Here is a 24,155-nt window from a genome sequence, read left to right on the forward strand (position 1 = left end):
GGTCTCAGCCCGCCAGCGGTTCGGCGCTGATCCCTTCCACCTCGCTCAGGTAGCGGGCCAGGCCTTCGCTGTTGCCGTGGGTCACGTACACCTGCCGGGCGCAGCTCTGCTGCACGCTCTGGATCAGGCCGGGCCAGTCGGCGTGGTCGCTCATCACGAAGCCGCGCTCATACCCCCGGCGGCGGCGGGCGCCACGCACCGCCATCCAGCCGCTTACGAACGCCGTTTGCGGCAGCTTGAAGCGCTTCATCCACACCGAGCGGTGGGCTGAGGGCGGCGCAATCACCAGCCGGCCCGCCAGCGATTCCCCTTTAGCGATTGCGCTCACCGCCAGTGTGGGCGGCAGCCGCACCCCCGCCTCCCGGTAGGCCGGCATCAGGGCCTCCACGGCGCCGTGCAACAGGATTTCGTTGCCTTCCGCGCCGGGCTGCCCTGGCTCCCCCACCCCGATGGCGGCTAGCTCCGCCAGCAGCCGCTGGGCTTTGCCGAAGGCATAGGCAAACAGGATCGACGGCCGCTCCGGTGCTCCCTGCCACCAGGCAAGGATCTCGCCGGCCACCTCGGCGCCGCTCTGCCAGCGATAGATCGGCAGGCCGAAGGTGGCCTCAGTAATAAATACGTCTGCCTGCACCGGCTCAAACGGGGAGCAGCTGGGGTCGGCGCAGCGCTTGTAGTCGCCGCTCACCAGCCAGCTCTCACCGCCCGCCTCCAGTCGGATCTGGGCGCTGCCCAGCACATGCCCGGCGCTGTGAAACGACACCCGGGCCTCCCCAATGCGATGGGCGGCGCCGTAGTCGACCGGGATCAGGTTGATCGTGGCCCCCAGGCGTTGCCGCAGGATCGCTTCGCTGGCGCCCACCGCCCAATATTCGCCGCAGCCGGGCCGGGCGTGGTCGGCGTGGGCGTGGGTGATCAGGGCCCGGGGCACCGGCCCCACGGGGTCTATCCAGGCCGCCGCCGCCCGGCAGTAGAGCCCCTGGGGGGTGTGCTCCAGCAGGCTGCCGGTGGGGAGGGGCATCTGAACGGGTTATCCCAGTGCAGTCTGTCGGTTGGCTTGAGGGGGGCAAAATCAGCTACCGAGTTCTTGTTGTTTTCTCTCCACAGGGCTGGGTGGTGGTTGTTTAGACGTGTGCGGAGTTCTGTACGGGCTGTACAGAATCCTGCAGGCGGCGATCAGGGCCTATTGGCCGAGGAAAATCTTTCGCCGTTTGAACTAATGCCCTTTGCCAGGTGGCCCGCAGCGCCTGATTTAACGGCTCATGGCCAGCATCTTTTCGATCGGTGCCAGGGCCCTTAGCCGCAGCGCCTCATCCATCACGATTTCTGGTTCCATTCGATCGAGGCACTGCCACACTTTTTCCAGGGTGTTGAGCCGCATGTAGGGGCAGGCGTTGCAGCTGCAGCCGTCAGCGCCGGGCACCTCGAAAAAGGTCTTTTGGGGCAGTTTCAGCCGCATCTGGTGCAAGATCCCCGGCTCGGTGAGCACGATGAAGCTGGTGGCGGGGCTCTGCTCTGCTTGACGCAAAAGGGCGCTGGTGGAGCCGATGAAATCCGCCAGATCAAGTAGATGCTGCTGGCATTCGGGGTGCGCCAGCACCTCGGCGCCGGGGTGCTCCAGCTTGAGCTGCAGCAGCGCCTGCTCGCTGAAGGTTTCGTGCACGATGCAGCTGCCCGGCCAGAGAGTGAGCTGGCGGCCGCTCTGGCGCTGCACCCAGCGGCCCAGGTTTTGATCGGGCGCAAACAGGATCGGCCGGTCGGCTGGCAGCTGCTTCACCAGATCCACCGCGTTACTGCTGGTGCAGATCAGGTCGCTGAGGGCTTTCACTGCCGCCGAGCAGTTGATGTAGCTCACGGCGATGTGGTCTGGATGCTCGGCGCGGAAGGCGGCAAACGCTTCGGCCGGGCAGGCATCCGCCAACGAGCAACCGGCCTCCAGATCTGGCAGCAGCACGGTTTTGTCCGGGCTGAGGATCTTGGCGGTCTCCGCCATGAAGTGAACGCCGCAGAAAACAATCACCTCGGCGTCGGTGGCGGCGGCCTTGCGCGAGAGCTCCAGCGAGTCGCCGATGAAGTCGGCGATGTCCTGAACGGCTTCGTCTTGGTAGTAGTGCGCCAGGATCACGGCCTTGCGCTCCTGCTTCAGGGCGCTGATAGCGGCGGGCAGATCTTGCGGTGCGTGGTTCTTGGTGGCGGTGAAAACCAACCGGGGGCCTCAGCTGATGCAGGATGGCATCAGCCTAGGCAGCAGTGATGGCGGTATCCGGCGGGGGTAAAACGCTCCGCATTGCCATCGCCGGAGATCTGCATGGTGAATGGGACCACAGCGACCATGCGCTGCTGGACTGCCTGGCCCCCGATGCCCTGCTCGTCGTGGGCGACCTAAGCGATGGTCAGCAGCGAATTCCGGCCCTGCTGCGCCAACTGCCCATGCCAGTGGCCTGCATCCTTGGCAACCACGACACCGGCAAGGACGCTTCTGGGCGCACGCTGCAGCACCAGATCGACCTGCTGGGAGAGGTTCACTGCGGCTGGAAATTGCGAGCCCTGAGCCCGCCGGATCTGGCGGTGGTGGGGGGGCGGCCGGCCACCGCCGGCGGTGGCTTCAGGCTTTCTCGGGCGGCGCTAGCTGCCTTCGGCCCGGTGAGCTTGCAGGAGTCGGCCGATCGGATCACGGCCGCCGCCGCCACCGCACCCCCCGACTGGCCCCTGGTGTTGCTGAGCCATAGCGGACCCTCCGGACTCGGCAGTGATGCCACCTCCCCCTGCGGCCGCGACTGGAAGCCACCCGCCTGCGACTGGGGTGATCTCGACCTAGCCCTGGCCATCCGCCAGATCCGCCTCAATCGCCCGGTGCCGTTGGTGGTGTTTGGGCACATGCACCATGCCCTCAGGCGCGGCCAGGGGGATCGCCAAAGCTTCTGCCGCGATCGGGCCGGCACCTCCTACCTCAATACCGCCTGCGTTCCCCGCCACGGCACCGATGGCGCCGGCCAGGCCCTGCGGCACTTCAGCTGGGTGGAGCTGGTGGGCCAGGAGGTCGTGAGTGCCAGCCATCGCTGGTTTGGCCTGGGTGGTGAGCTGCTCTACGAAGAGCGCCTCTGGACTGCCCCCAACCCGGCCCCTAACCCAGCTCCCGAACTGGCGCCGTGCTGATTTATGCCTGCGTCAGTGCCCATGGTTTTGGCCATGGCTCCCGCACCGCTTCCGTTTTAACCGCCCTGCATGGGCTGCGCCCCCACTGGCGCTTGGTGTTGTCCACGGCCCTACCTGAGGCCTTTCTGCGCTCCGCCCTGGGGCCCGTGCCCTTTGAACATCGCCCCTGTCGTTGGGACGTGGGCGTGGTGCAGGCCGATGCCCTAGGGGCAGACGCTGGGGCAACCCTGGCCGCCCTATTGGCCCTGGAAGCTGAGCTGCCCGCCCAGCTGGCGGCTGAGCAGGCCTGGCTGGCCGCCCAAGCGATGCCGCTGCTTGTGCTTGCAGACGTGCCCCCAGCGGCGGCGGCCTTGGCTCGAGGCCTCGGGGCGCCTCTGATCTGGCTGGCCAGCTTTGGCTGGGAGGCCATCTACGGGGCGATGGGTGCCGCTTTCAGCCCCTGGGCCGACCGTTGCCTGGCTGCCTACCGCCAGGGCGACCTGCTGCTGCGCTGTCCCCTGGCGATGCCGATCGACTGGGGAATTCCCGAGCTGTCGATTGGGCTCACCGCCGGTAGCCCCCGGCTTGAGCCGGGCAGCCTGGCCCGCCAGCTGCAGTTGCCGGACGAGCGTGAACGCTGCGTGCTGGTGAGTTTTGGGGGGCTGGGCTACGACCTGGATCCGGAGTTGCTGCAGCTCTGGCCCGATCACGTGTTTGTTAGTCCCGATCCCCGTTTGGCCCCAGCTGCCAACTGCCGCCTGCTGCCTGCCGGGGTGCGGCCGCTGGAGGTATTAGGGCACTGCGCCCGCCTGATCACCAAGCCCGGATACAGCTCCTTTTGCGAGGCCTTGAGCGCCGGAGTGGGGGTGCATTTGGTGCATCGCGAAGGTTTTGCCGAAGCGCCAGTGCTGGAGGCGGCTTTGGTGCGCCACGGCTGGCACCGGCTGCTCAGCCAGGAGCAGGCCCGCCAGGGGGATTGGCAGCTCGACCAGCCTTTGCAGCCCCCCACTGGTGAGCCATTGGCTGGCCAGGGTGCTCTGCAGGCGGCCGAGGCGCTTGCAGCTTTTGAAGCGGGCTGTTTGTTTTAGTCAAAAATTCAGGCGCAATTGACCTGGCTCACAGTGATCTGAACTGTTCGCTGTAGTTGTTGACACTGGTGGACACCTGTGCGATTGGCACTAACTCCATCGTGTCTGGGCCGATTGATAGGCAAATTGGCACGAACAAATCTTTTCTACGCATTTCCAGATTTGGCCGCCTGCAGGCGGTCTGCCGTTTGATCCGCTCCGGTATGACCTTGCCCAGCAACTGTTTTAGATCCGCCCTCGCCTTGGCTTTAGGCATGGGCACCCTTGCCCTGTCGGCTCCAGTAGCCCAGGCCTCCGAGCTGCTCCAAGGCTCCGAGCTGCTCCAAGCATCTGGACCCTCTCAGCCCAGCTTCCCAACGGCTATTGCCCTGCCCCTGCCCCCACCGCCGGTGCGGATCTTCGCGATCACCGCTGAGCGCCGCGCCCTGCTCAACACCATTCGCTACGCCGAAGGCACCTGGGCCGATGGCGACGACATCGGCTACCGGATCATGTTTGGTGGCGGCCTGATGCCCTCCCTGGAGCGCCATCCCGACCGGGTGGTTCGCACTGCCCGCTATGCCAGCGCCGCTGCGGGTGCTTATCAGTTCATGCCCTTCACCTGGACCATGGTTTCGCGCTCCTTGGGAATCGCGGCCTTTGGCCCCCAGGTCCAAGACCAGGGCGCCATCTACCTAATCCAGCGTCGTGGTGCCCTGGCCCTGGCTGATCAAGGCGTGTTCTCGCCGCTGCTGGCGGCCAAATTGGCCCCCGAGTGGGCCAGCTTCCCCACCCTCGCCGGCCGCAGCTTCTACGGCCAGCCGGTGAAGCGCTTCCACGATCTCAAGCGCTTCTACGACGACAACCTCAGCCGTCTGCGCGATCAGCAGCCCCAGTCCATAGCAAGGGTTGAAATCAAGCCCGCCTGCGCGCCTGCGGGCTCCTTGCGCTGTCAGCTCGAGGCGCTCGAAAAGCTGGGACCGCGCAGCCGCAGCCAAAACCCCGGCTGAACGTTCTAACCCTGGTCGGCATCCTTGAGCCTGGCCTTACCCACGGTGGCTCCGGCGATTAGGTAAGCGCCAAGAGCTGCACCGAGGAAGGCCAGGGTGTTGCGGGCAACCGGCAGCAGGTCGTTGGTGCGGGTCAGGATCGGGCCCAGGCCTAGGGCGCCAAACAGGATCAGCCACAAAGGTGAGAGCAGCAGCACCCAGGCCCACTCCACCTTGCGACCCTCTTTGCGCGGATAGGAAGCGAAGCCCGCCACCAGGCCGCCGAGCATGGAAGTGGAGAGGGTGAGCAGCCACTGCTCGCGTGGCAGGCCTGGCACCACCTGGCAACCACCCCGCTCCAAACAAATTTCAACCGCTGCCAGGGCATCGACAATGGCGGCGTCCTGGCCGTTGTCGCGCACGTAGTACTGGTTGCCGAAGCGGGTCTGCAGCTCCACCCAGTAGGTGCGGGGCATCAGGGCAAACAGGGCATCACCCACGTTGAAGTTGAGCAGGTTGCCGCCGCGCTCATCGGCCACCAGCAGAAGGCTGCGTTCGTCCAGGTTCCAGAAGTCCTTCACCGCCTGGCCTGGGGTGCGGTCGTACTGGGTGAGCACCCGCAGTTTCCAGCCGGTATCGGCCTCGAAGCGGGTGAGATTTTCTTCCAGGCTGATGCGCTGACCATCGGTGAGGGCCTTGGCCAGGTCGATCACCGGGGTGGGATGGTCGGGTAGGAGGTCGGGGTTGTCGTAGGCCTGGGCCGGCGCGATGCCCACACCCAGCCAGCAGGCCAATACCAGCAACAGCGACACCAGCGCAGGCAGCACGGCGTTCCAAGCGCGACCCATACACCTGCCTCAGCGAAGATGCATTCTCCCTGAGCAGGCGTCTGAGCGTGAGCTTGCCCCCCTGGCTGCTGCAGCGCTTCGAGGCCGTCGGCGCAGCGGTCCCTTTCCGCACCTACATGGAATGGGTGTTGCACGATCCGTTGCACGGCGCCTATGGGGCTGGCCGGCTGCGCATCGGCCCGGCGGGGGATTTCGCCACCGCCCCCTCCCTGGGCCCCGATTTCGCCGCCCTGCTGGCACCCCAGCTGGCCGAGTGGCTCACTGCCCTGGCGGCCGGTCCCGGGCCCCTGGCCCTGGTTGAGGCAGGGCCAGGGGAGGGCAGCTTGGCCCTGCAATTGGCCGAGGCTCTGGTGGCCGGTTGGCCCCAGCTGGCCCAGCGCCTGGAGCTGGTGCTGGTGGAGCCCAACGAGGGCATGGCGGCCCGTCAGCGAGCCCTGCTGCACGACTGCCCCTTGCCCTGTCGCTGGGCCAGCTTCGCGCAGCTGGCGGCATCACCGCTGCGCGGTGTGGTGCTCGCCCATGAGGTGCTCGATGCCCTGGCGGTGGAGCGGATCGAGTGGGACGGGGTGCTCTGGCGCCAGCAAGTGGTGGCGCTGCACGAGGGTCCTGGGGCGGAGCTCTCGCTGCGGCTGGAGCCCGGCGCGCCCCTGGAGCCGGCAGCGGCCGCCCAACTCGAGCCCCTCGGACTCCTGCCCCCCTCGCCCCAGCGCCCTGCCGGCTGGTGCAGCGAGCTGCACCCGGGCCTGGCCCCCTGGCTGGCCGACTGCGCTGCAGCCGTGGCCGAGGGCCAGCTGCTGGTGATCGACTACGCCTTAGAGGCCTGGCGCTACTACGCCCCCCAGCGCTCTGGCGGCACCTTGATGGCTTATCGGGGCCAGCAGGCCAGCGGCGATCCGCTGCTGGAGCCAGGCGCCTGGGATCTCACAGCCCATTTGTGTGTTGAGAGCGTCGATGCCGCCGCCGCCGCCAGCGGCTGGCTGCCCCTGGGCCAGTGCCGCCAGGGCCAGGCCCTGCTCGCCCTGGGCTTGGCCGAGCGGTTGCACGGGCTGCAGCAGGAGGCCCCGGCTGAGCTGGCCTCCGTGCTGGCCCGGCGCGAGGCCCTGCTGCGGTTAGTGGATCCCGTGGCTCTGGGAGATTTCCGCTGGCTGGCCTACGGCCGGGGTGTGGCCCCAGAGCTGCCCCGCTTCAGCCGGGAGCCGGGATCGCTGCCTCCAGCCACTGGTTGAGGGCTTGGGGCTGCTGGGTGGGACTGCTGGTGATTTCGATGATTCGCCCGCTGGCGGCCGGGGTTTCCAGGGCCTCTAGGCACACCCGGGCCACCAGGCGGCGGGGCAGGCTGCTGCTCTCCTGCTGGTTGGGGCCGGAATAAACCACCCCCTCCCTTTCGCTGCGACTGTCGTCCTCGCTGAGGCCGCCGGGGCGCACCACGGTCCAGTCGAGTCCGCTTTCTTCAAGCCAGCGCTCGCCCAGGCGTTTCCACACCAGGATCAAGCCAAACAGGTTTAGGGGGTGCTGCCAGCGACCGGCGCAGAGCGAACTCACCAGGACCACCCGCTTCAGGCCCACCGACTGGCAGGCGCGGATCTGGTCGCGCACCCCGAAGGCATCCACCTTGAGGGGGCCGGCCAGATCCACTGATGGCCGGGCGCCAGTGGCGATCACCAGGGAGTCACAGCCGCTCAGGGCGGCATGCAAGGCCTCGGTGGCACTGAGATCCAGACGCCGCACATCGAGCCGCCCTTGCTGCTCTGCTTCAGCCAGGGCCGCTGGCAGCACCGAGCCGGGCCGCACGATCGCCCGCACCGCCAGGCCGCGCTTCAAGGCTTCATCCACCACCCGCCAGCCGGTCTTTCCGGATGCTCCCGTTACTGCCACCAGGCTCATCGCTGCATCTCCGCCATCACAGCTCCATGTTGCTCGCTGCCGGAGCTTGCCGGCGCCTTGCCTGGGTTAAGGCGGCGCCGGCGGGTCTGGATGGCCAGCTGCAGGACAGCGCCCAGCAGGGGAAAAACCAGGGCTACCGCAAGGGCGGGGTGTAGGAGCCAGAGCCAGTCGACGCTGGTCATTGTCCTAGGGGCTGAAGGGATGCGATTCCTAAACCCTAAACAGCCCAGCTGGCTGCCTACGGTGCGCTGGACTGCAAAACGTTGTGGCAGGGCCAATCATTCGCGCTAGTGGGTTGAGCAAGACCTACCGAATCAGCGAGAAGCAGCCTGGCCTGGCCGGCACAATTCAGCATCTGCTGCGGCGGCGCCATCGCGATGTGCTGGCGGTGGATGGAATCAGCTTCACGATCGAGCCGGGGGAGATCGTTGGCTTCCTGGGCCCCAACGGCGCCGGTAAGACCACCACCTTGAAGATGCTCACCGGTCTGATCCACCCCAGCGGCGGCGAGCTGGAGGTGGCAGGTCACCAGCCCTTTCGGCGTCAGGCCCGCTTCTTGCGCCAGATCACCCTGGTGATGGGCAACCGCCAGCAGCTGATCTGGGACCTGCCCGCCCTCGATTCGCTGAGGGTTAATGCCGCGGTCTACGGCATTGCGGAGGCGGAGGCCCAGCGGCGCATAGGCCAACTCGCCGAGATGCTGGAGCTGGGCCAGGAGCTGCGGCGACCGATGCGCAAGCTTTCCCTCGGCCAGCGGATGAAGGCCGAACTGCTGGCGGCCCTGCTGCACGAGCCGGCGGTGTTGTTTCTCGATGAGCCCACCCTGGGTCTGGATGTGAATGCCCAGGCGCGGGTTCGGGATTTCCTCGCCGACTACAACCGCCGCACCGGCGCCACCGTGCTGCTCACCAGCCATTACATGGGCGACATCACCGCCCTCTGCCCGCGGGTGCTGCTGATCCATCAGGGCCAGCTCTTCCACGATGGCTCCCTGGCCGATCTCACCCAGCGGTTGGCCCCCTGCCGCCAGGTGCGGCTGGAGCTTGCCGACCTCCATCCACCGGAGGCCTTTGCCGGGTTCGGCCAGCTCGAAGCCCATCAGGGCCACCTGGTGCGGCTGCTGGTGCCGCGGGCCCAGCTCGCCGAGCAGGTGGCGGCGCTGCTGGAGCGCTTTGCGGTGGTGGATCTGGAGGTGAGTGATCCGCCGGTGGAGGAGCTGATCGGCGGTTTGTTCCGCCAGCGCGATTCAAACTCCGAGGCCTCCCAATGAGCTGGGCCTGGCGGGTGGCGCGGGCGCTGCTGGGCAGTCAGTACGCGCTGATGCTCGAATACCGGGCCGAAATCGCCCTCTGGGCCCTATCTGGGGTGTTGCCCTTGATCATGCTCGGCGTCTGGAGCGGCTCGGGCGCGGCGGCGGCGGCTGGCCTCTCACCCCAGCAGCTCAGCCACTACTTCCTGGCTGCCTTTGTGGTGCGCCAGTTCACGGTGGTTTGGATGATTCAGGTGTTCGAAGACGACGCCCTGCAGGGCCGCCTGTCGCCCTTCCTGCTGCAGCCGCTTTCGCCACTCTGGCGATACCTGGCGGCCCATTTCAGTGAACAGGCGTCGCGAATCCCGTTTGTGGCCGTGATGCTGCTGGTGGTGGGGCTGGCGGCGCCCGGCTTGCTGTGGCTGCCGTCAGCGGGGGCTTTGCTGCTAGGAATCCTGGCGATTGTGGCGGCCTTTCTGCTGCGCTTTCTGCTGCAGGTGCTCGTTACCACCCTCTGTTTTTGGAGTGAGCGGGCAGCGGCCCTCGACCGGCTGTTGATGATCCCTTATCTGTTTTTATCGGGCATAGTGGCCCCCCTAGACACCTTCCCTCCAGCGGTGCGGCGGCTGGCCCTGGCCACGCCCTTCCCCTGGATGGTCGACTTCCCCGCCCGGCTGCTGGCCGGCGAACCGGTGAATGTGGCTTTGGGTTTTGGGGCGATCGCCGCCTGGTGCCTGCTGCTGCTGCCGATCGGCCACTGGCTGTGGCGGGCGGGCCTGCGCCGCTACTCGGCGATGGGCGCGTGAGGGAGTTTGCGCGCTACTGGCGCAGCCTGCGCCGCTTCTGGGGCACCTCCCTCGCTGCCGAACTCGAATACCCGCTCAATGCCTGGATCGAGCTGCTGTCGGTGCTGGGCAACCTGGCAGGCAGCGTCTTTGTGCTGCAGCTGCTGTTTGGTGGTGGGCCCCAGCTGGGGGGTTGGAGCTGGAGTGGCGCTTTGGTGGTGCTGGGCCTCTACACCGTGCTGGATGGTTTCACCACCTGCGTGCTGCAGCCCAACCTCAGCCGCATCGTCAACCACGTGCAGACCGGCACCCTCGACTACGTGCTGCTCAAGCCGATTGATAGCCAGTTTTGGCTGTCGGCCCGCACCGTGTCGCCCTGGGGGCTGCCAGGAATATTGGCTGGCTTTGGCCTGATCGTTTGGGCCCTGCTCAACAGGGGTCCTGGGGCTCCATCCGGCCTGCCGGCGGCTGGGCCCGTGCTGCTCTCGCTGGCGCTGCTGCTTGCAGCCCTGGTGATTCTCTACAGCCTTTGGTTTGTGTTGGCGGCCCTCAGCATCTGGTTTGTGAAGGTGTGGAATGCCACCGAGGTGTTGCGCTACACCCTGGTGGCGGGCCGCTACCCGGTGAGCGCCTATCCGCCGGCGCTGCGGCTGCTGTTCACCTTTGTGCTGCCGGTGGCCTTCCTCACCACCGTTCCCGCCGAGGCCCTGCTGGGGCGGGGTTCGGCCATCTGGGCTTTCGGTTCATTGCTGGCCGCCGGGCTTTGCCTGGCTGGCAGTCGCCTGCTGTGGCGCTACGCCCAGCGCTTCTACACCTCTGCTTCTAGTTGAGCGGAGCTGCGGCTCAGCGCGCCATCATCGGACCATCGTTTCTCCTTAGTTGCTGCCGCACCCCATGGTGATCCCCGCTCCTGCCAATCCCACCGCCAGCATCAGGGAGGAGCACTGGTTGCGGCGCTGGTATACGGTGGCCTATCTGCAGGATCTTGACCCTCGCCGCCCCACGGCCTTCACCCTGCTGGAGATGGATCTGGTGCTGTGGTGGGACGCTGCAGGTCAGCAGTGGTGCGCCTTTGCCGACGTCTGCCCCCACCGGCTCGTGCCCTTGAGCGAAGGCCGCCTCAACGAAAGGGGGGAGCTGGAGTGCCCATATCACGGTTGGAGTTTCAACGCCCAAGGAAGCTGCACCGCGATCCCCCAGTCCGAAGCCGCAATCGGCGCCAACCCCCGCAGCTCCTGCCGCCGCTACGCCACAGCCAGCGCCCAGGGGCTGCTGTTTGTGTTTGCCGGCGACCCGATAGCGGCTGTGGCGGTGCCCCTGCCGCTGGTGCCCGTGCTCGAGGCACCCGGCTGGCTGGTGCAGGACACCTTCCGCGATCTGCCGATGGATGCCCTCACCCTGCTGGAGAATGTGCTCGATGTGAGCCATGTGCCCTTCACCCACCACCGCACGGTGGGTAAGCGCCAGAACGCTGCTCCGGTGGTGGCCGAGCTCACAAGCTTCGGGTCGGAGGGGTTCACTGCCACTTGGCCCGAGGGCCCGCGCCGGGGGCGCCTGGGCAGCCAGTACACCACCTTTCAGGCGCCGGGCCTGATGTGGCACGACCTCACGGCGAAGGGATTTGCCCGCTTCCTCACGGTTGTGTATGCCACGCCGATCCGGGCTGGGGAATGCCGCTTGTTTGCCCGCTTCCCGTTTCAGTTCCGCTCTGTTTTTCCCCGGCTGCTGCTACGGGCTCGGCCGGTGTGGTTGCAGCACATCGGTAACCACACGGTGCTCGAAGACGACCAGGTGTTTCTGCACTGGCAGGAACGGGTTCAAAGCCAGGCGAGCTTCCTGCCCACCAGCGCCGACACCTACGTGCGGGCGTTGCACAAATGGGTCAAAGATGTTGCTGGCCAGCCATGCCCTGGCTCCGCCCTGCCGCCCCGGCTGGGTCGGGCAGCCCTGATGGATCGCTACGACAGCCACACCCGCCACTGCCGTGCCTGCTCCGGTGCCCTGCGGCAGATACGCCGCTGGCGGCCGCTAGTGCTGGTGGCTTTGGGGGTGGAGCTGCTACTGGCTGCCTGGCTGCCCGGGCTGACGGCGCGGTTGACCCTGCTGGTGCTGCTTGGCGGCAGCTCCCTGCTGCTGCGGCAGCTAAATCGCTGGGAGCGCCAGCTATTGCGCGGCGACGGCCACCCACCCCGCAACGCCCTCTAGGCGCAGCTGGCGAGGGCGCTGCGGATGGTTGCTTCGCTGACGTCGCTGCGGATCTCAACCCTGCCGATGCCGGTGGGCAGCACGAAGCGCACCTGACCCTCCCTCACCTTCTTGTCGCCCTGCAGGCAGGCCAGCACGGCGTCGGGATCAAGGGCTGGCAAGGCCAGCGGCAGACCTGCGGCTGCGATCACGGCCCGCTGGCGGGCCTGGTCGCTAGCGCTCCACAGGCCCATGGCCAGGGAGATTTCGCCAGCCGCCAGCATGCCCAAGCCAACGGCTTCGCCATGGAGGTAGGTGCCATAGCCGCAGAGGGTCTCCACCACGTGGCCCAGGGTGTGGCCGTAGTTGAGGATCGCCCGCAGGCCCCCTTCGTGTTCGTCGGCGGTCACCACCTTCGCCTTGGCGGCGGCGGAGCGCACCAGAATTCGCTGCAGCAGCTCGGCTGACAATGTGTTCAAGCTGGCCAGCTGGGGGCCGCTCGCCTCTAGCTCGGCCAGCAGCTCCGAGTCGCCGATCACGCCGTATTTGATCACCTCGGCCATGCCAGCGCGAAATTCGCGCTCCGGCAGGGTGGCAAGGCTGCTGGGGTCGATCAGCACCAGGCGCGGCTGGTGAAAAGCGCCGATCAGGTTTTTGCCGCCGGGGTGATTGACGCCGGTCTTGCCGCCGATCGCCGCATCCACCATCGCCAGCAGGGTGGTGGGCACCTGAACCACGGCAATGCCTCGCAACCAGGTGGCTGCCGCAAATCCCGCCATGTCGCCCACTACGCCACCGCCAAGGGCAACGATCAGCGAGCCCCGCTCCAGCCGGCGGGCAAAGGCTGCGTCATGGATCAGGCCCACGGTGGCTGGGGTTTTCTGATCTTCTCCCGCCTCGATCACGAGGGTGCTGGCATCGAGGCCAGCCTCGCTGAGGCTTTGCATGGCAGTGGCGCCGTAGTGGGCTTCCACCACGGCGTTGGTCACCAGCAGCACCTTGGTGCCGGCTTTAAATCCCAGGCCCCGAATCTGGTCGCCCAGACTCAGCAAGGCTGCCGAGCCGATGATCACCGGGTAAGGGGAAGCCTGCAGCTCCACCCTGATCGTTTGCAGATCCATTGGGCGATCATCCTCCAGCCCAGGTACTTTGCCCTGTATGAGCGAGGCCAATCTCCGCAAGCGCACCGCCACGGCCTGGGGCTTCTTGACGCCTGCCCTGGTGCTGATCGGGCTGTCGGTGCTGATTCCGGCAGCGATGGCCTTGGTGATGAGCTTCAGCCAGGCCGGCCTCGATGTCAGCGAGCCGCTGCGCTTCGTTGGCCTGGCCAATATCCGGCGCCTGCTGGCCGACCCGATGTTTTTCCGGGTCACCGGCACCACCTTTTTGTATCTGCTGGGAGTGGTGCCCCCGATCGTGGTCGGCGCCCTGGCCCTTGCCGTGCTGGTCAACCGCCAGTTGCCTGGGATCCACTGGTTTCGCGGTGCTCTGTACACCCCGGTGCTGGTGTCGATCGTGGTGGCGGCCATTGCCTTTCGCTGGATCTATGCCGAAAACGGCCTGATAAACGGCTGGCTCACCGCCCTGTTGGGCAGCCGCTTCGATCCCATCGGTTTCCTCTCCTCGCCGCTGCTGGCCCTGCCGTCGGTGATGCTCGTGACCCTCTGGAAGGGCCTCGGCTACTACATGGTGATCTTTCTGGCCGGGCTCCAGGGCATCTCCCCCGATCTCTACGAGGCGGCGGCCCTCGATGGCAGTGAGGGCTTGCGCAAGCACCTAGACATCACCCTGCCGCTGCTGCGGCCCTACATCACCCTGGTGGCGGTTATCTCTGCAATTGCGGCCACCAAGGTGTTCGAAGAGGTGTATTTAATGACTCAAGGTGGCCCTGCCGATTCCACCCGCACCCTCGTTTACTACGTCTACGACCAGGCTTTTTCCGAGCTGGAGATCAGCTACGCCTGCACGATTGGTTTGGCATTGTTTTTAATCGTGCTGATGCTGAGTTTGGTGCGCTATCTCTTCGCCGGTGATCGCGGCCTCACTTGAAGAGCCTGTTACTAGACCAGTCCCGGAAGCCTGCCTAGGGTTCATTTGCCTGAAATGAAGGCAATTGCTTCCTCCGGTGGCAAACCCCGCTCCAGCCTCAGCGAGCGCCAGATGGTGGGCCTGTTCAGCCTTGGGCTGGGCGTGGTGCTGTTTCTACTGATCCTGATGCGGGGCCAGCAGGCCGCCCGCGAGGGAAACCAGGAGATCAGCAACGACACCTACTGGGTGCTGGTTTCGCCACTGGTGTTTTCCGCTTTTGGCGTGGTGTTGTTGCGCTCCCCTAAGGCTGGGGCTGGCGCCCTGGGACGGGCGCTGGAGCAGTCGCAGCGCACCACCCAGTCGGCCCAGGCCGCCCTAGCCAGGGTTGACGACGGAGCTACCCAGCAGCTGGCCCAGGCTCGCGCCGAGGCGGCGGCGGCACTGGCAGCGTTGGAGTCGCTCCAGGGCGAACAGGACCGAACCGCAGCCCAGGCGGGCGCAAAAATTAGGGCTTTGCAGGCTGAGCTCTCCGCAGCCCAGCAGGCTCGTGTTCAGTTAGACGCCAACCTGCGCCGTGATCTGGTTACCCAAACAGCCGACACCAGCGGTGCTTTGGCGGCCGTCCAGTTGGTGGAGGGTCAGCTGGATGCTTTCGCCGGTGGCTTCAATGATCAACTGGCAGCGGCTCGCCGTCAGCTCGATGGGTTGATTGCCAGTCAGGAGCAGCAGCTGGCCGGGCTACGCAGCGAGGCAAGCCAGGCCCAGGCGGCCCTAGATCGACTTCGCGGCGACCAGGAGGCCCAGCTGGCCCGATTGCGCAGCGAAGCTTCACGGGCGATCAGCTCAGCGCAGGCTGCCCAGGCAGATACCCAGTCGGTCGCTGCAGATGTGTCCGCTCAGATGGCAACGATGGACCAGCAGATTCAGCAGGCCCAGCAGAGCTGCAGCCGGGCTACGGCCAGCCTCGATGCTGCTGTGGCCAGCAGTGGCCAGGGGCGGGTCGAGGCCCTGGCCACTGCCCAGCAAGCCCAACTACAGGTGGAGAAGCTGGCCGGCAGCCTGGCGGCTCAGATGGATACGGCCCGCCAGCAGCTGGCGGCGGCGGTTCAGGCCAGCAAGCTGGCCCAGCAAGTGGTGGACCGTTTGGAGCAGGGCGCCCCAGCTTTTGTGGCTGCCGCCCCAACAGCCGCTACCGGTTCCGATGCCTTCCTGAGTTGCTACCGAGAGGCTTGCGAAGAGCTGGGAGTGCTACCGGGTAGTGGTTGGCAGGAGGTGCGCGCTACCTGGCGCCGTAAAGTGATGGATTGGCATCCAGATCAGGGTGGTGACTCCAGGCTTTGGGTCCGCCGCAATGCTGCCTATCAGCTGCTTGTGGCCTGGTACGAGTTCAACGGGGCGTCCTGATTCATACGCTGCACGCTGGGAGTTCCAAGATCCGTGGCTGGTGCCAACCCTGTGACTGAGCCAGTTGCTAGCGCTGCAGTCGCTATCGGTGTAGTTGGTGGCGGCCAATTGGCCTTGATGCTTGCCGCCGCTGCCCGCAAGCTCAATGTGCCCCTGCATGTTTTGACACCAGGGGCTCAGGATCCCGCCACTGCCCTTGCCAGCAGTGTGGTGCTTGCTGAACTCGACGATGTGGCGGCCACCCGGGAGCTGGCGCGCCGCAGTGGCGCGATCACCTTTGAAAACGAATGGGTAGACCTGCCGGCCCTGGCGCCGCTCAGTTTTGACGGAGTCGTCTTTCTGCCAAGCCTGGAGGCCCTCGCTCCCCTAGTCAGTAAGCGGGGCCAGCGGCAGTTGTTGCAGGATCAGGGGCTGCCTTGCCCGCGCTGGTGCGGTCTGCCCACCAGTGGCCTGTTGCCTGAAGGCTTCAACTACCCATTGATGGCCAAGGCCTCCACCGGCGGCTACGACGGCAAGGGGACAGCCGTGTTGCGCAGCCCTGAAGATCTCACGGCCCTGCTGGCAAGGGTGCCCCTAGGCGACTGGATTCTTGAGGAGTTTGTCAACTTTGAGCAGGAGCTCTCCCAGCTCGCCTGCCGCGACCGGGCTGGCAACGTGCGCTGTTATCCCTTGGTGCAGACCCACCAGCACCAGCAGGTATGCGACTGGGTGCTGGCGCCGGCCTCAGTGCCCCATGCGGTGCAGGCCTATGCCCGCAATATCGCCGCTTCCCTGCTCACGGCAATCAATTACGTGGGCGTGATCTCCATTGAGCTTTTTTATGGCCCGGGTGGTTTGCAGGTTAATGAAATCGCCCCCCGCACCCACAATTCCGGCCATTTCACGATCGAGGCAGCCCATACCAGCCAGTTCGAGCAGCAGGTGAGGATCGTTGCTGGCCTGCCGATGGGGTCTGTCGAGTTCCAGGTGCCGGGGGCACTGATGGTGAATCTGTTGGGCTTTGAAAGTTCGGAAGCCGACTACCAGGCTCAGCGGGATGATCTAGCTGCCATACCGGAGGCCACCGTGCACTGGTACGGCAAGGAGGGCTCCAGCCCAGGACGCAAGCTTGGTCATGTCACCCTGCTGCTGTACGGGGTCACAGCTGGGGAACGGGCTGGTCAGGCGGAGCAGCTTTTAGAGCGGGTCAGATCCATCTGGCCCCTGCCCCCGCAAAACCCGTAATCGGCCTACACTTACAGAGGACTGCCTTGTTGGTGACTGCCTTTTACAGTTTTCTGATCTGACTCCCTTTTCGACATGGGGGTCTGCAGCGGAAGCAACGTAAACCGGCCTCGTAGCCGGAAACGGCGCCCCGTCCTTGACCCTCTTCTGGTTCCACCAGGTCGAACACTGGGGCAAAACGGCACGGCGGTCCACCCCTTTCAAATCAACGCCTCTCGATGAGTTCGGCGGGTGCGTAGCGAACCTTCGCCAGTGAGGCGTACTTATCGCTGCTATCGCGATAGCCAGCCGCACACACCACACAGCTGCGGTAGGGCGAGTCCGCCAAGTTGAGAATGCGGTCGTAAGCAAGGGGATCGAAGCCTTCGATGGCACAGGTGTCCACTTCGAGCAGGGCTGCAGCTGTCATGAAGGTGCCCAGGGCGATGTACACCTGGTTGCTGGCCCAGCGGTCGATCTGCTGGCTGCGAGGCCCATTGATCAGGTCGACATCGATCATCTGGCGGTAGGTGGCCAGGGCGGCTGAATCGAGGCCGCGAACGGCTGCCATCGTTTCGATTAGACGATCGGCTTCGGCGGCGCCGATCTGGCGTTGCACCAGGAACACCACCAGGTGGGAGCAGTCGGTGATCTGGCTCTGGTTCCACGACTCGGGGCGCAGCTGCTGGCGCAGGGCGGGGTCGTTTATCTCCAGAAATTTCCAGGGCTGCAGGCCATAGCTCGATGGGCTCTGCACGAGGGCGTCCTCCAGGGCGGCCCAGGTGGTGTCGTCAATGCGGCGACTGGGGTCAAACACCTTGGTGGCGTAGCGCCAGGCCATGGCCCCATTGAGCTGCTGGGGGGAGATCGGCATGGTGGGGTGGCGACAACGGTGGGGATCAGGGGCCATTCTGGACCTTGTTACTGCCGTGGTCGGGTTCGGCCGCCAGCCTCGATGGAGTCCTTTCAGCAGGCCTTTGAAGCCCTTCTGGCCCTCGCCCCTGGCCCGGTTTTTCCTCGCGCTCGGGAGCTCTACTTGCGCAAATACTGCCTCGAGGGACGCGACGCCCAGGATCGCTTCCGCACCTTCCTGTTTGAAGAGGAGATTCAGGAATCAGAAGGGGGCACCGTGCGGGTAAGCGCCCTGAGCTTTGCGGTGGTGCATTGGCAGGCAGCCCAGAGCACCCCTCAGGAATATGCCGCCTACCTTCAGCAGCGCTGGCAGCTGCAGCCCGAAGGGCTCAGCCTTGAGCTTGAGCCCTGGTTTCGGGAGGGGGGCGCCTTTGCCCTGTTTCAGGCAACGGCGTCCTACGAGCGTTCCCCTTCCGGTGAGTTGCTGTTGGGTGGTGTCTGACCCAGCAAGCGATCTAGGCACTGCTGCAGTTGCTCGCGGCTCCAGCCGGTGACTACAAACACCTCCTGCACGCTGCTGCCGCGGCGGGCGACGAGCTTGTGCCCACCGGTGATGGGCGCTGAAACCCGCAGCCGCATCTGGCTGCTGCGGCCACGCACGCGGCTGATAACCGCCGGGGTGACGGTGTCGATGCCAGGGCAGAGCGCAAGTTGCTTGAGCAGCGGAATCAGCCCCTCCACGTAGGTGCTGTGGGTGATGACCACCCGGCCCATCAGGCCCGCTCCAAAGGAGCCATGGTCAGGCCGGCTGCTCCCAGCTGCTGGTGGTAGAGCTCAGCCTGTTCCTGGGGGCCGCACCACACCACCGCCGAACCCTCCCCGTCTATGCGGTGGGCCAGATCCCAGGCCTTATCAGCGAGCATGCCCGGGATGATGCGCACCAGTGATTCCACCACGTGCTGAAAGGTGTTGAAGTCGTCGTCAAGCACCACCACCTTGAAATCGGGGTATGGCTGGCGCAGGCGCAGTCGCTCCTGAACGGGGCTGGCGGAGGAAAGGACCACAACCACGGACTGCAACGACGAACACCTTTAGGGCTCCAGCCTAGGTAAAGTGCCTTCAACGACTGCAAGCTGCACCATGTTGATCTCTGCTGGTTGGGCCTCCTTGGCTGCTCTTTTCAGCTTTTCCATCGCCATGGTGGTCTGGGGTCGTCACGGCGACAACAGCATCAAGTTCTGACCTGGCTTTGACGATCCTCTGTGCCTGAGCTGAACCTCTCCGCCTCCCAGGTGCTTTCCGCAATCGCGGTGTTGCTTCTGGTGTTTGTCAGCGGAGGCGTGATCTATCTCTCCATCATCGAGTGGAGCGATCGTCGCCGTCGCAACGCCCTTCAAACCAAGCGCCGCAAGTGAGCCCAGCCGGCTCTTCGCCACCATCCCCCACTCCCGCTGGGTTAGCGGATTGGGCCTGGCAGAGCGCCGCAGAGCTGCTGGTCCCACCCCCAGCTGAGCCATCTAGCCCTTCGGCAGCCCCCGACCTAGATGCTCTTGACCTAGAGCCCCTCGACCTAGATGACCTTGTTGCGGCCATTGACTCGGCCCAGCCGAAGCTGCCGCTCAGTGGTGATAGCGATAAGCACGAACCGGGCAGCTGGGATCCGGCCTTGCTTGCCTCCCTCGGTCTGATCCTGCTCAGCCGCACCGCTGATGCCGAGCAGGATGAATTGCTGCGCCGCGCTGCAGACGGCTTGCGTCAACAACTGGCTGGCAACATCGTCACCTACGTGGTGAACCGCAACCTCAACGTTTCAAACCACTGCATCAAGCACTGCAGCTTCTGCGCCTTCCGCCGCGATGCTGGCGACCCCGGCGCCTACTGGCTTAGCGAAGCCGACCTGCAGCAAAAAGCCGCCGAGGCGCTTGAGGCTGGAGCCACTGAGCTCTGCATCCAGGGTGGACTCAACCCAGCCGCCACGGTGGCAGGCAGTCAGCTGGCCTATGCCGAAAGGTTGCTTGGTCTGTTGCAGCAGGCAGCACCGGGGTTGCACCTTCATGCCTTTTCGCCCCAGGAGCTGCTTTATTTCGCCCAGCACGACGGGCTGCCCCTCGATCAGGTGCTGGCGCGGCTGCAAGCAGCTGGTCTGGGATCGGTGCCGGGTACGGCGGCCGAGGTGCTCAGTGAGCAGGTGCGGCAGGTGCTCTGTCCGGAGAAACTCACGGCCAGGGAGTGGGTGGCGGTGATGCTTCAGGTGCACCAGCACGGCTTGCCTGCCACCAGCACCCTTATGGCAGGCCACATCGAGTCCCCGGCAGACGTGGTGGCTCACCTGCTCACCCTGGTGGCGGTGCAGCGCTACGCCTGGCAGCATCAGCGCCAGGGTTTCACTGAGTTTGTGTTGCTGCCTTTTGTGGGCGCCTCGGCGCCAGCTGCCCTGCGCTCCCGGGTGCAACGGGACCAGCCCGACCCTGCAGCGATGTTGCGGCTCACGGCCCAGGCCCGGCTGTTACTGGGTCCCTGGTTTCGCTTCCACCAGCCCAGCTGGGTGAAGCTCACCCTCCAAGGAGCCACCGAGGCCCTGCGCTGGGGCTGCAATGACCTGGGCGGCACCTTGATGGAGGAACACATCACAACGATGGCGGGTGCCAGCGGCGGCACCCGCCAGTCCCCCCAGGCGCTTGAGGCGGCTGCCCAGCGGCTTGGCCGTCCGGTGGGGCGCCGCACCACCCCCTACGGAGCTGTGGCGTGACCCGCTTGCGCTGGACCCTCACCCTGACTTTTCTGCTGCTGCTGCTTCCCGCTGGCTTGCTGCTGCGATCCCCCCGGCCCCGGGCCGAGGGCCTGGAGCGGTTGATTGGCCAGGCTGCCCTGCTGCAGAGCTTTCCCGCCGCCCCGGAGCGACCGGTGCCAGCCCTGTGGAGCCAGCGCCTCGGCGCTGCTCAGGCGCGTCGGATTTGGCGTCAGCAGCGCCGCTTCTGGTGGCAGTTCTGGGGGCGCGATGGCGATGGTGGCGCCTATTTGGCCTATCAGTTCCAAGCAGGAAGCCCCCTGCCTCCCCATGGAATTCGGGTTGATGACCTCGTGGTCGTGGCAGCCGATCCCCTTGCCAAGCGGCTACTGCAAGACCAGCTCAAGTTGGCTCAACGTCAGCGCCGCGGTCTGGAGCAGCGCTGTCTGCAGCGGTTGCAGCAGGAGCAAGCGGTTTTCTGGGCCCCCCTTGGCCTCGGCGTGATGGCGGGCCCTGCAGCCCCTTTGCTGCAACGCTTCCAGGAGGGATGTTTGAGTCTCGAGCTCGAGGGGGCCAACCTGGGGCTCGCTGGAGAAGCAGCTGCCGCCAGCGGCCTGCTGGCCGCCCCAGGTCGTGCAGCGCGAGCTGTTGTCCCTCCCCCCCTGCCTTCAGGGTTGCTGCTTGAGTGGCGCGGTCCTGGCCTTGAGGGCTTACTGCAGGGGCTGTTGAGCCGCCAGCTGATCCGGGAACCGCTGTCGGCTCGCTACGGCATCGGTGATGCCCAAATAACCATGCTGCGTCGTGTGCCCTTTGTCTTGCGACTGCGCCAGCTGGCCCAGGGGCCCTTCCAGACGGGTCTGGAGCTGCAGTTGGTGGTCTCAGGGGATCGGCGTCCCTGGAACCAGATGCTCGCCGGGCTGGTTGAACCGCTGGAGACCCAGGGACTCGAGGCTACGCAATCTGGCTCCAAGGCCTTAGCCGCGACGCTCTGGCGCCAGCAGGATGGGCGAGTCGTGGGAGGTTGGCGCTGGGTGCTGGCTGGTTCAGGCAGCCCCCAGCTGCTGCTGTTCCTTGGCCCCGAACCACCTGCCGGATCTCCTGCAGCAGCCACGCCTGTGCTGAACCAGCCCGGCCTCGGCGCTTCGATGCAGTTGCGGCTGCGGCCTGCAGCTCTTGCAGAGCGGGGCTTGCTGCCGCCCGAATTGCCCAAGCCCGTCAAATTGGCTAGCCAGCTCAGCCTGACGGCAGTGCCAGCTGCTCCTGGCTCAGCCCTCAGCCAGCTGACTGGGCGGCTTCAGCTGCAATCTCGGTAGGTGCCTCGTTGGCTTCCTGTTGCTGCCGTTCCCGTTTACGGCGTTCAGCAGCAACGGTTTCCGCCATTAGCTCAACGGCCTGGGCCATTTTCTCGAGGTTGGTGGCATAGAGACTCAGGTCCTTGTCGAGTCGCTCGCGCAGTAAGCCCATGGCGCCGCCCAGCTCGTGGGCATAGCTGCGCAGGGCGGAGGCATCCAAGGCGTCTGCGCCCTGAGCCTGCTCCAACAAGCTCAGCAGGCCTACGGCCATCAACCGTGAATAGTGGAAATCGGGGCGGCGGATGTCAGCAAGAGCTGCCGCAAGGGGTTCGGGTGCGCCCGAACCCTCCTGTTCGATCCATTGCTTCACCTGCTCGACGCTGTGGCTGCCCATGGCTGCCATGGCGCTGTCACGCTGCTGGCGCAACTGGTTGGCATCGAAACCGGAAGCGGAACAAAGGGCCTGGAGCAGGGGGAGGCGCTGGGCGTCAGGGCGATAGCCCCGGGCAAAACTGTCGAACACCTGAATCAGGCCGCAGGCAAACAGGGAATCACTGCGAAAGCCGGTTTGACGGCTGAGCAGGTGCAGCTCCACAAGCAGCTCATCCACCATGCGGCGATAGAGCGGCGCGATCACGTAGGGGAAGGCGCGATGAAACTCCCGCTTGCTGTCGGCAACGGTGAGGGCTGCACTCACGCTGGATTAGGCCAAGGTTGTTCGACCCTAGCCGCCCGGGCTCAGTAGGATCGGAACCATTCGTGAATTCAGCTCCATGATCCCGATCGTGATTGAAGAGTCGGGCCGGGGTGAGCGCGCATTTGACATCTATTCCCGGCTACTGCGGGAGCGCATCATCTTCTTGGGTGAACCGGTCACTGCTGAGTCGGCCAACCGGGTTGTGGCCCAGTTGCTTTTCCTAGAGGCAGAAGATCCCGAGAAGGATATTTTCATGTACATCAATTCTCCGGGCGGTTCGGTATACGACGGTCTGGGAATTTTTGACACCATGCAGCACATCAAGCCAGATGTGCAAACCGTCTGCGTAGGTCTGGCCGCTTCGATGGGTGCCTTTCTGCTTTGCGCTGGCACCAAGGGCAAGCGCAGCAGCCTCACCCACTCGCGGATCATGATCCACCAGCCCTTGGGCGGCGCCCGCGGCCAGGCCAGCGATATCCGCATTCAGGCCAACGAAATCCTCTACTTGAAGCAGAAGCTCAACCAGGAGCTCAGCGATCGCACGGGCCAAGCCCTGCCCCGCATCGAGGAAGACACCGACCGCGACTTTTTCATGTCACCCGCGGAGGCTGTTGAGTACGGCTTAATTGACAAGGTGATCGAAAAGCGACCAGTGCGTCCCGTTTGAGGTCTAATTTACAAGGGCACGATTAAAACGAGTAGCGCAAACTCAGCTGCACCCCATGGGCTTGCAAGGCGGCCGTCGTTCCTCCGATAGGGATAGTGGTGCCTGCTGGCAGCGTCGGCCGCGACAAGCCAGCCTGACCCCTGCTGGTGCGCACATCCCCAAGGTCGCTAAAGCGATAGGCCAGATCGCTGGAGCTGCCATCGGGCGTGACCGTGGCAGCATTGGCAGCGATGCCAGGGAAGCTATAGGTAACGGAGCTAAGGCTGTTGCGGGCGACACCCAGGCCGGCACCAAGGAAAGGGCGAACCCGGCCCACTTTTGGCAGATCCACATAGGCAACCCCAAAACCGGCCACTGAGGAGCAGCTGAGGAGGTAGCGGATTAGGGGCTGCTGGCTCTGGCCATAGCGATCGATCCGGCCATTGCGCTGCTGCAGAGTCATCAACGACCAGGGGATGTCGACATGCACCAGCCGATGGCTGAGGTAGTGCAGGTTCAGGCCCTCAGACGCCACCTCGGTGGCCACCAGGATTCGCACCGCCTCCTTCTCCTGGGCGAACTGCTCAACGACGCGGGTTTGTTCGACATCCGATGTTCCACTGGCATTGCCACCACGACCACGCAGCACCTTCAAGCCCTTCCCCAAGTTTTCTTCGCCCGCAGCAGCCTGTAGGCGTGGATGGCAGCAGCTTGGCGTTTGGTCTCTGCCCTCACCCTTAGCGCCTCCAGCAGCCCCACCTCCTTGCCATTGATGAGGGGTTGATACGCCATCAGGCTGCGGTCAAAGGTGCCCTGGCAGCAGTCACTCCAGATCTGGGCGGCGATGGCGTGGGCTTTAGCGACTGCCACAGGGTCACTCCAGCGACCCAGGCGATTTATGAAGGCATCACGCCCGTCAATCCGCACCCGAGAGTTTGCCGCCAAACGGTAGGCAAAATCCTCAAACGAGAGCTGATGACGAGGATCAGATCAGTACACGCGTAAAGCTCTGAGCATTTATTAGGCAAGAATATACAGGTTCGTGATTACCCATAAGCCTCCGCAAGCCTGAGATCGCGCTCCGTGCAAGGCGTGCAGCAGCAGACTGCATTGGCGATCCGTTCCGTCATCGCAACCATTGAGAAACGCCGGTTGAAGCGGAAGCAG

The 24,155-nt window shown here is 65.3% G+C and carries 30 protein-coding genes and 1 other RNA gene; 18 read left to right on the forward strand and 13 right to left on the reverse strand.

Going from position 1 to position 24,155, the window contains the following annotated elements; all coding sequences use genetic code 11:
* Positions 1-4 precede the first annotated feature (4 nt).
* Positions 5-1,018: a ligase-associated DNA damage response exonuclease gene (locus KBY83_RS11340; RefSeq protein WP_255019623.1), complete on the reverse strand. Its 1,014-nt coding sequence runs from the start codon at positions 1,016-1,018 to the stop codon at positions 5-7.
* Between the two features lie 231 nt (positions 1,019-1,249).
* Positions 1,250-2,203: a quinolinate synthase NadA gene (gene nadA / locus KBY83_RS11345; RefSeq protein ID WP_255019624.1), complete on the reverse strand. Its 954-nt coding sequence runs from the start codon at positions 2,201-2,203 to the stop codon at positions 1,250-1,252.
* Between the two features lie 47 nt (positions 2,204-2,250).
* Here nadA and KBY83_RS11350 point away from each other — a divergent pair, with 47 nt between their 5' ends.
* Together KBY83_RS11350 and KBY83_RS11355 are read left to right on the forward strand one after the other, a co-directional pair.
* Positions 2,251-3,153 carry a TIGR04168 family protein gene (locus KBY83_RS11350; protein ID WP_255019625.1) on the forward strand — a complete coding sequence of 301 codons (903 nt, stop codon included), beginning with the start codon at positions 2,251-2,253 and terminating at the stop codon, positions 3,151-3,153.
* Complete coding sequence (locus KBY83_RS11355; protein ID WP_255019626.1) at positions 3,147-4,220, forward strand: hypothetical protein; 1,074 nt, start codon at positions 3,147-3,149, stop codon at positions 4,218-4,220. Before KBY83_RS11350 ends, KBY83_RS11355 begins: the two co-directional genes overlap by 7 nt.
* 28 nt (positions 4,221-4,248) lie before the next feature.
* Here the strand turns inward: KBY83_RS11355 and KBY83_RS11360 are convergent, their stop codons facing one another.
* Positions 4,249-4,476 carry a hypothetical protein gene (locus KBY83_RS11360; protein ID WP_255019627.1) on the reverse strand — a complete coding sequence of 76 codons (228 nt, stop codon included), beginning with the start codon at positions 4,474-4,476 and terminating at the stop codon, positions 4,249-4,251.
* Here KBY83_RS11360 and KBY83_RS11365 point away from each other — a divergent pair.
* Complete coding sequence (locus KBY83_RS11365) at positions 4,475-5,209, forward strand: glycoside hydrolase family 104 protein (protein WP_255019628.1); 735 nt, start codon at positions 4,475-4,477, stop codon at positions 5,207-5,209. The genes KBY83_RS11360 and KBY83_RS11365 overlap by 2 nt on opposite strands.
* Positions 5,210-5,214: 5 nt before the next feature.
* Here KBY83_RS11365 and KBY83_RS11370 read toward each other — a convergent pair whose 3' ends face one another.
* Positions 5,215-6,036, reverse strand: a complete 822-nt coding sequence (locus tag KBY83_RS11370; RefSeq protein WP_106501610.1) for a TPM domain-containing protein — start codon at positions 6,034-6,036, stop codon at positions 5,215-5,217.
* A 47-nt stretch (positions 6,037-6,083) separates the two neighbouring features.
* On the opposite strand from KBY83_RS11370, the gene KBY83_RS11375 reads away from it, so the two are divergent.
* Positions 6,084-7,262: an SAM-dependent methyltransferase gene (locus KBY83_RS11375; protein WP_255019629.1), complete on the forward strand. Its 1,179-nt coding sequence runs from the start codon at positions 6,084-6,086 to the stop codon at positions 7,260-7,262.
* On the opposite strand, the gene KBY83_RS11380 is transcribed toward KBY83_RS11375, so the two are convergent.
* Both KBY83_RS11380 and KBY83_RS11385 read right to left on the reverse strand, forming a co-directional pair.
* A complete protein-coding gene (locus KBY83_RS11380; RefSeq protein ID WP_255019630.1) occupies positions 7,222-7,920 on the reverse strand; it encodes an SDR family oxidoreductase in 699 nt (232 codons plus the stop codon). The genes KBY83_RS11375 and KBY83_RS11380 overlap by 41 nt on opposite strands.
* Positions 7,917-8,102 carry a DUF4079 family protein gene (locus KBY83_RS11385; RefSeq protein WP_315858971.1) on the reverse strand — a complete coding sequence of 62 codons (186 nt, stop codon included), beginning with the start codon at positions 8,100-8,102 and terminating at the stop codon, positions 7,917-7,919. Before KBY83_RS11385 ends, KBY83_RS11380 begins: the two co-directional genes overlap by 4 nt.
* A gap of 95 nt (positions 8,103-8,197) precedes the next feature.
* On the opposite strand from KBY83_RS11385, the gene KBY83_RS11390 reads away from it, so the two are divergent.
* The 4 genes from KBY83_RS11390 (at position 8,198) to KBY83_RS11405 (ending at position 12,159) form a co-directional block, all read left to right on the forward strand.
* Positions 8,198-9,190, forward strand: a complete 993-nt coding sequence (locus KBY83_RS11390) for an ATP-binding cassette domain-containing protein (protein ID WP_254999337.1) — start codon at positions 8,198-8,200, stop codon at positions 9,188-9,190.
* Positions 9,187-9,975, forward strand: a complete 789-nt coding sequence (locus tag KBY83_RS11395) for an ABC-2 family transporter protein (RefSeq protein WP_255019631.1) — start codon at positions 9,187-9,189, stop codon at positions 9,973-9,975. The genes KBY83_RS11390 and KBY83_RS11395 overlap by 4 nt, the downstream gene beginning before the upstream one ends.
* A complete protein-coding gene (locus KBY83_RS11400) occupies positions 9,972-10,784 on the forward strand; it encodes an ABC transporter permease (RefSeq protein ID WP_255019632.1) in 813 nt (270 codons plus the stop codon). Before KBY83_RS11395 ends, KBY83_RS11400 begins: the two co-directional genes overlap by 4 nt.
* Positions 10,785-10,848: 64 nt before the next feature.
* Positions 10,849-12,159: a Rieske 2Fe-2S domain-containing protein gene (locus KBY83_RS11405; RefSeq protein ID WP_255019633.1), complete on the forward strand. Its 1,311-nt coding sequence runs from the start codon at positions 10,849-10,851 to the stop codon at positions 12,157-12,159.
* Here the strand turns inward: KBY83_RS11405 and aroB are convergent.
* Positions 12,156-13,259 carry a 3-dehydroquinate synthase gene (gene aroB, locus KBY83_RS11410; protein ID WP_255019634.1) on the reverse strand — a complete coding sequence of 368 codons (1,104 nt, stop codon included), beginning with the start codon at positions 13,257-13,259 and terminating at the stop codon, positions 12,156-12,158. The two genes, KBY83_RS11405 and aroB, sit on opposite strands and share 4 nt — an antisense overlap.
* 37 nt (positions 13,260-13,296) lie before the next feature.
* Here aroB and KBY83_RS11415 point away from each other — a divergent pair, with 37 nt between their 5' ends.
* From KBY83_RS11415 to ssrS, 4 genes are all read left to right on the forward strand, one after another.
* A complete protein-coding gene (locus tag KBY83_RS11415) occupies positions 13,297-14,187 on the forward strand; it encodes a carbohydrate ABC transporter permease (protein ID WP_255019635.1) in 891 nt (296 codons plus the stop codon).
* Between the two features lie 54 nt (positions 14,188-14,241).
* Positions 14,242-15,570: a hypothetical protein gene (locus tag KBY83_RS11420; RefSeq protein ID WP_255019636.1), complete on the forward strand. Its 1,329-nt coding sequence runs from the start codon at positions 14,242-14,244 to the stop codon at positions 15,568-15,570.
* A 51-nt stretch (positions 15,571-15,621) separates the two neighbouring features.
* A complete protein-coding gene (locus KBY83_RS11425) occupies positions 15,622-16,794 on the forward strand; it encodes a 5-(carboxyamino)imidazole ribonucleotide synthase (RefSeq protein ID WP_255019637.1) in 1,173 nt (390 codons plus the stop codon).
* A 15-nt stretch (positions 16,795-16,809) separates the two neighbouring features.
* A non-coding RNA gene (gene ssrS, locus KBY83_RS11430) (6S RNA) lies at positions 16,810-16,991 on the forward strand.
* 8 nt (positions 16,992-16,999) lie between these two features.
* On the opposite strand, the gene KBY83_RS11435 is transcribed toward ssrS, so the two are convergent.
* Positions 17,000-17,647: an NAD(P)H-dependent oxidoreductase gene (locus KBY83_RS11435; protein WP_255019638.1), complete on the reverse strand. Its 648-nt coding sequence runs from the start codon at positions 17,645-17,647 to the stop codon at positions 17,000-17,002.
* Between the two features lie 81 nt (positions 17,648-17,728).
* Between KBY83_RS11435 and KBY83_RS11440 the strand changes: the two genes are divergently transcribed.
* Positions 17,729-18,127, forward strand: a complete 399-nt coding sequence (locus tag KBY83_RS11440) for a hypothetical protein (protein ID WP_254961288.1) — start codon at positions 17,729-17,731, stop codon at positions 18,125-18,127.
* On the opposite strand, the gene KBY83_RS11445 is transcribed toward KBY83_RS11440, so the two are convergent.
* Positions 18,082-18,399 carry a DUF2103 domain-containing protein gene (locus KBY83_RS11445; protein ID WP_106501619.1) on the reverse strand — a complete coding sequence of 106 codons (318 nt, stop codon included), beginning with the start codon at positions 18,397-18,399 and terminating at the stop codon, positions 18,082-18,084. The genes KBY83_RS11440 and KBY83_RS11445 overlap by 46 nt on opposite strands.
* Positions 18,399-18,695, reverse strand: coding sequence for an ATP-dependent Clp protease adapter ClpS (gene clpS / locus KBY83_RS11450; protein WP_127431955.1), 297 nt, complete (start codon positions 18,693-18,695; stop codon positions 18,399-18,401). The genes KBY83_RS11445 and clpS overlap by 1 nt, the downstream gene beginning before the upstream one ends.
* A gap of 70 nt (positions 18,696-18,765) precedes the next feature.
* On the opposite strand from clpS, the gene petN reads away from it, so the two are divergent.
* The 4 genes from petN to KBY83_RS11470 are packed head-to-tail and all read left to right on the forward strand — an operon-like array spanning position 18,766 to position 21,666.
* Complete coding sequence (gene petN, locus KBY83_RS11455; protein ID WP_106501620.1) at positions 18,766-18,867, forward strand: cytochrome b6-f complex subunit PetN; 102 nt, start codon at positions 18,766-18,768, stop codon at positions 18,865-18,867.
* A gap of 20 nt (positions 18,868-18,887) precedes the next feature.
* On the forward strand, positions 18,888-19,040 hold the full coding sequence (locus KBY83_RS11460) for a hypothetical protein (RefSeq protein WP_193486092.1): 153 nt from the start codon (positions 18,888-18,890) through the stop codon (positions 19,038-19,040).
* Positions 19,037-20,374: a CofH family radical SAM protein gene (locus tag KBY83_RS11465; protein WP_255019639.1), complete on the forward strand. Its 1,338-nt coding sequence runs from the start codon at positions 19,037-19,039 to the stop codon at positions 20,372-20,374. The genes KBY83_RS11460 and KBY83_RS11465 overlap by 4 nt, the downstream gene beginning before the upstream one ends.
* Complete coding sequence (locus tag KBY83_RS11470; protein ID WP_255019640.1) at positions 20,371-21,666, forward strand: hypothetical protein; 1,296 nt, start codon at positions 20,371-20,373, stop codon at positions 21,664-21,666. Before KBY83_RS11465 ends, KBY83_RS11470 begins: the two co-directional genes overlap by 4 nt.
* On the opposite strand, the gene psb29 is transcribed toward KBY83_RS11470, so the two are convergent.
* A complete protein-coding gene (psb29, locus tag KBY83_RS11475) occupies positions 21,626-22,342 on the reverse strand; it encodes a photosystem II biogenesis protein Psp29 (RefSeq protein ID WP_255019641.1) in 717 nt (238 codons plus the stop codon). The genes KBY83_RS11470 and psb29 overlap by 41 nt on opposite strands.
* Before the next feature lie 76 nt (positions 22,343-22,418).
* On the opposite strand from psb29, the gene clpP reads away from it, so the two are divergent.
* The gene (clpP, locus tag KBY83_RS11480; protein ID WP_106501623.1) at positions 22,419-23,009 is read left to right on the forward strand and encodes an ATP-dependent Clp endopeptidase proteolytic subunit ClpP; all 591 of its coding nucleotides are present in this window, start codon (positions 22,419-22,421) and stop codon (positions 23,007-23,009) included.
* Between the two features lie 22 nt (positions 23,010-23,031).
* On the opposite strand, the gene KBY83_RS11485 is transcribed toward clpP, so the two are convergent.
* Positions 23,032-23,637, reverse strand: a complete 606-nt coding sequence (locus KBY83_RS11485; protein ID WP_255019645.1) for an outer membrane protein — start codon at positions 23,635-23,637, stop codon at positions 23,032-23,034.
* A 2-nt stretch (positions 23,638-23,639) separates the two neighbouring features.
* Positions 23,640-23,858: a hypothetical protein gene (locus KBY83_RS11490; protein ID WP_255019642.1), complete on the reverse strand. Its 219-nt coding sequence runs from the start codon at positions 23,856-23,858 to the stop codon at positions 23,640-23,642.
* Positions 23,859-24,155 lie beyond the last annotated feature (297 nt).

The organism is Cyanobium sp. WKJ7-Wakatipu (assembly GCF_024345355.1).
Taxonomy (GTDB): Bacteria; Cyanobacteriota; Cyanobacteriia; order PCC-6307; family Cyanobiaceae; genus Cyanobium_A; species Cyanobium_A usitatum.

What these genes read in the sequence shown, in the direction of transcription:
- KBY83_RS11340 (WP_255019623.1), bottom strand. Translation starts at nt 1,018, where the DNA reads ATGCCCCTCCCCACCGGCAGCCTGCTGGAGCACACCCCCCAGGGGCTC.
- KBY83_RS11350 (WP_255019625.1), top strand. Translation starts at nt 2,251, where the DNA reads ATGGCGGTATCCGGCGGGGGTAAAACGCTCCGCATTGCCATCGCCGGA.
- KBY83_RS11365 (WP_255019628.1), top strand. Translation starts at nt 4,475, where the DNA reads ATGGGCACCCTTGCCCTGTCGGCTCCAGTAGCCCAGGCCTCCGAGCTG.
- KBY83_RS11360 (WP_255019627.1), bottom strand. Translation starts at nt 4,476, where the DNA reads ATGCCTAAAGCCAAGGCGAGGGCGGATCTAAAACAGTTGCTGGGCAAG.
- KBY83_RS11370 (WP_106501610.1), bottom strand. Translation starts at nt 6,036, where the DNA reads ATGGGTCGCGCTTGGAACGCCGTGCTGCCTGCGCTGGTGTCGCTGTTG.
- KBY83_RS11380 (WP_255019630.1), bottom strand. Translation starts at nt 7,920, where the DNA reads ATGAGCCTGGTGGCAGTAACGGGAGCATCCGGAAAGACCGGCTGGCGG.
- KBY83_RS11385 (WP_315858971.1), bottom strand. Translation starts at nt 8,102, where the DNA reads ATGACCAGCGTCGACTGGCTCTGGCTCCTACACCCCGCCCTTGCGGTA.
- KBY83_RS11395 (WP_255019631.1), top strand. Translation starts at nt 9,187, where the DNA reads ATGAGCTGGGCCTGGCGGGTGGCGCGGGCGCTGCTGGGCAGTCAGTAC.
- KBY83_RS11405 (WP_255019633.1), top strand. Translation starts at nt 10,849, where the DNA reads ATGGTGATCCCCGCTCCTGCCAATCCCACCGCCAGCATCAGGGAGGAG.
- aroB (WP_255019634.1), bottom strand. Translation starts at nt 13,259, where the DNA reads ATGGATCTGCAAACGATCAGGGTGGAGCTGCAGGCTTCCCCTTACCCG.
- KBY83_RS11415 (WP_255019635.1), top strand. Translation starts at nt 13,297, where the DNA reads ATGAGCGAGGCCAATCTCCGCAAGCGCACCGCCACGGCCTGGGGCTTC.
- KBY83_RS11420 (WP_255019636.1), top strand. Translation starts at nt 14,242, where the DNA reads ATGAAGGCAATTGCTTCCTCCGGTGGCAAACCCCGCTCCAGCCTCAGC.
- KBY83_RS11435 (WP_255019638.1), bottom strand. Translation starts at nt 17,647, where the DNA reads ATGCCGATCTCCCCCCAGCAGCTCAATGGGGCCATGGCCTGGCGCTAC.
- KBY83_RS11440 (WP_254961288.1), top strand. Translation starts at nt 17,729, where the DNA reads ATGGAGTCCTTTCAGCAGGCCTTTGAAGCCCTTCTGGCCCTCGCCCCT.
- KBY83_RS11445 (WP_106501619.1), bottom strand. Translation starts at nt 18,399, where the DNA reads ATGGGCCGGGTGGTCATCACCCACAGCACCTACGTGGAGGGGCTGATT.
- petN (WP_106501620.1), top strand. Translation starts at nt 18,766, where the DNA reads ATGTTGATCTCTGCTGGTTGGGCCTCCTTGGCTGCTCTTTTCAGCTTT.
- clpP (WP_106501623.1), top strand. Translation starts at nt 22,419, where the DNA reads ATGATCCCGATCGTGATTGAAGAGTCGGGCCGGGGTGAGCGCGCATTT.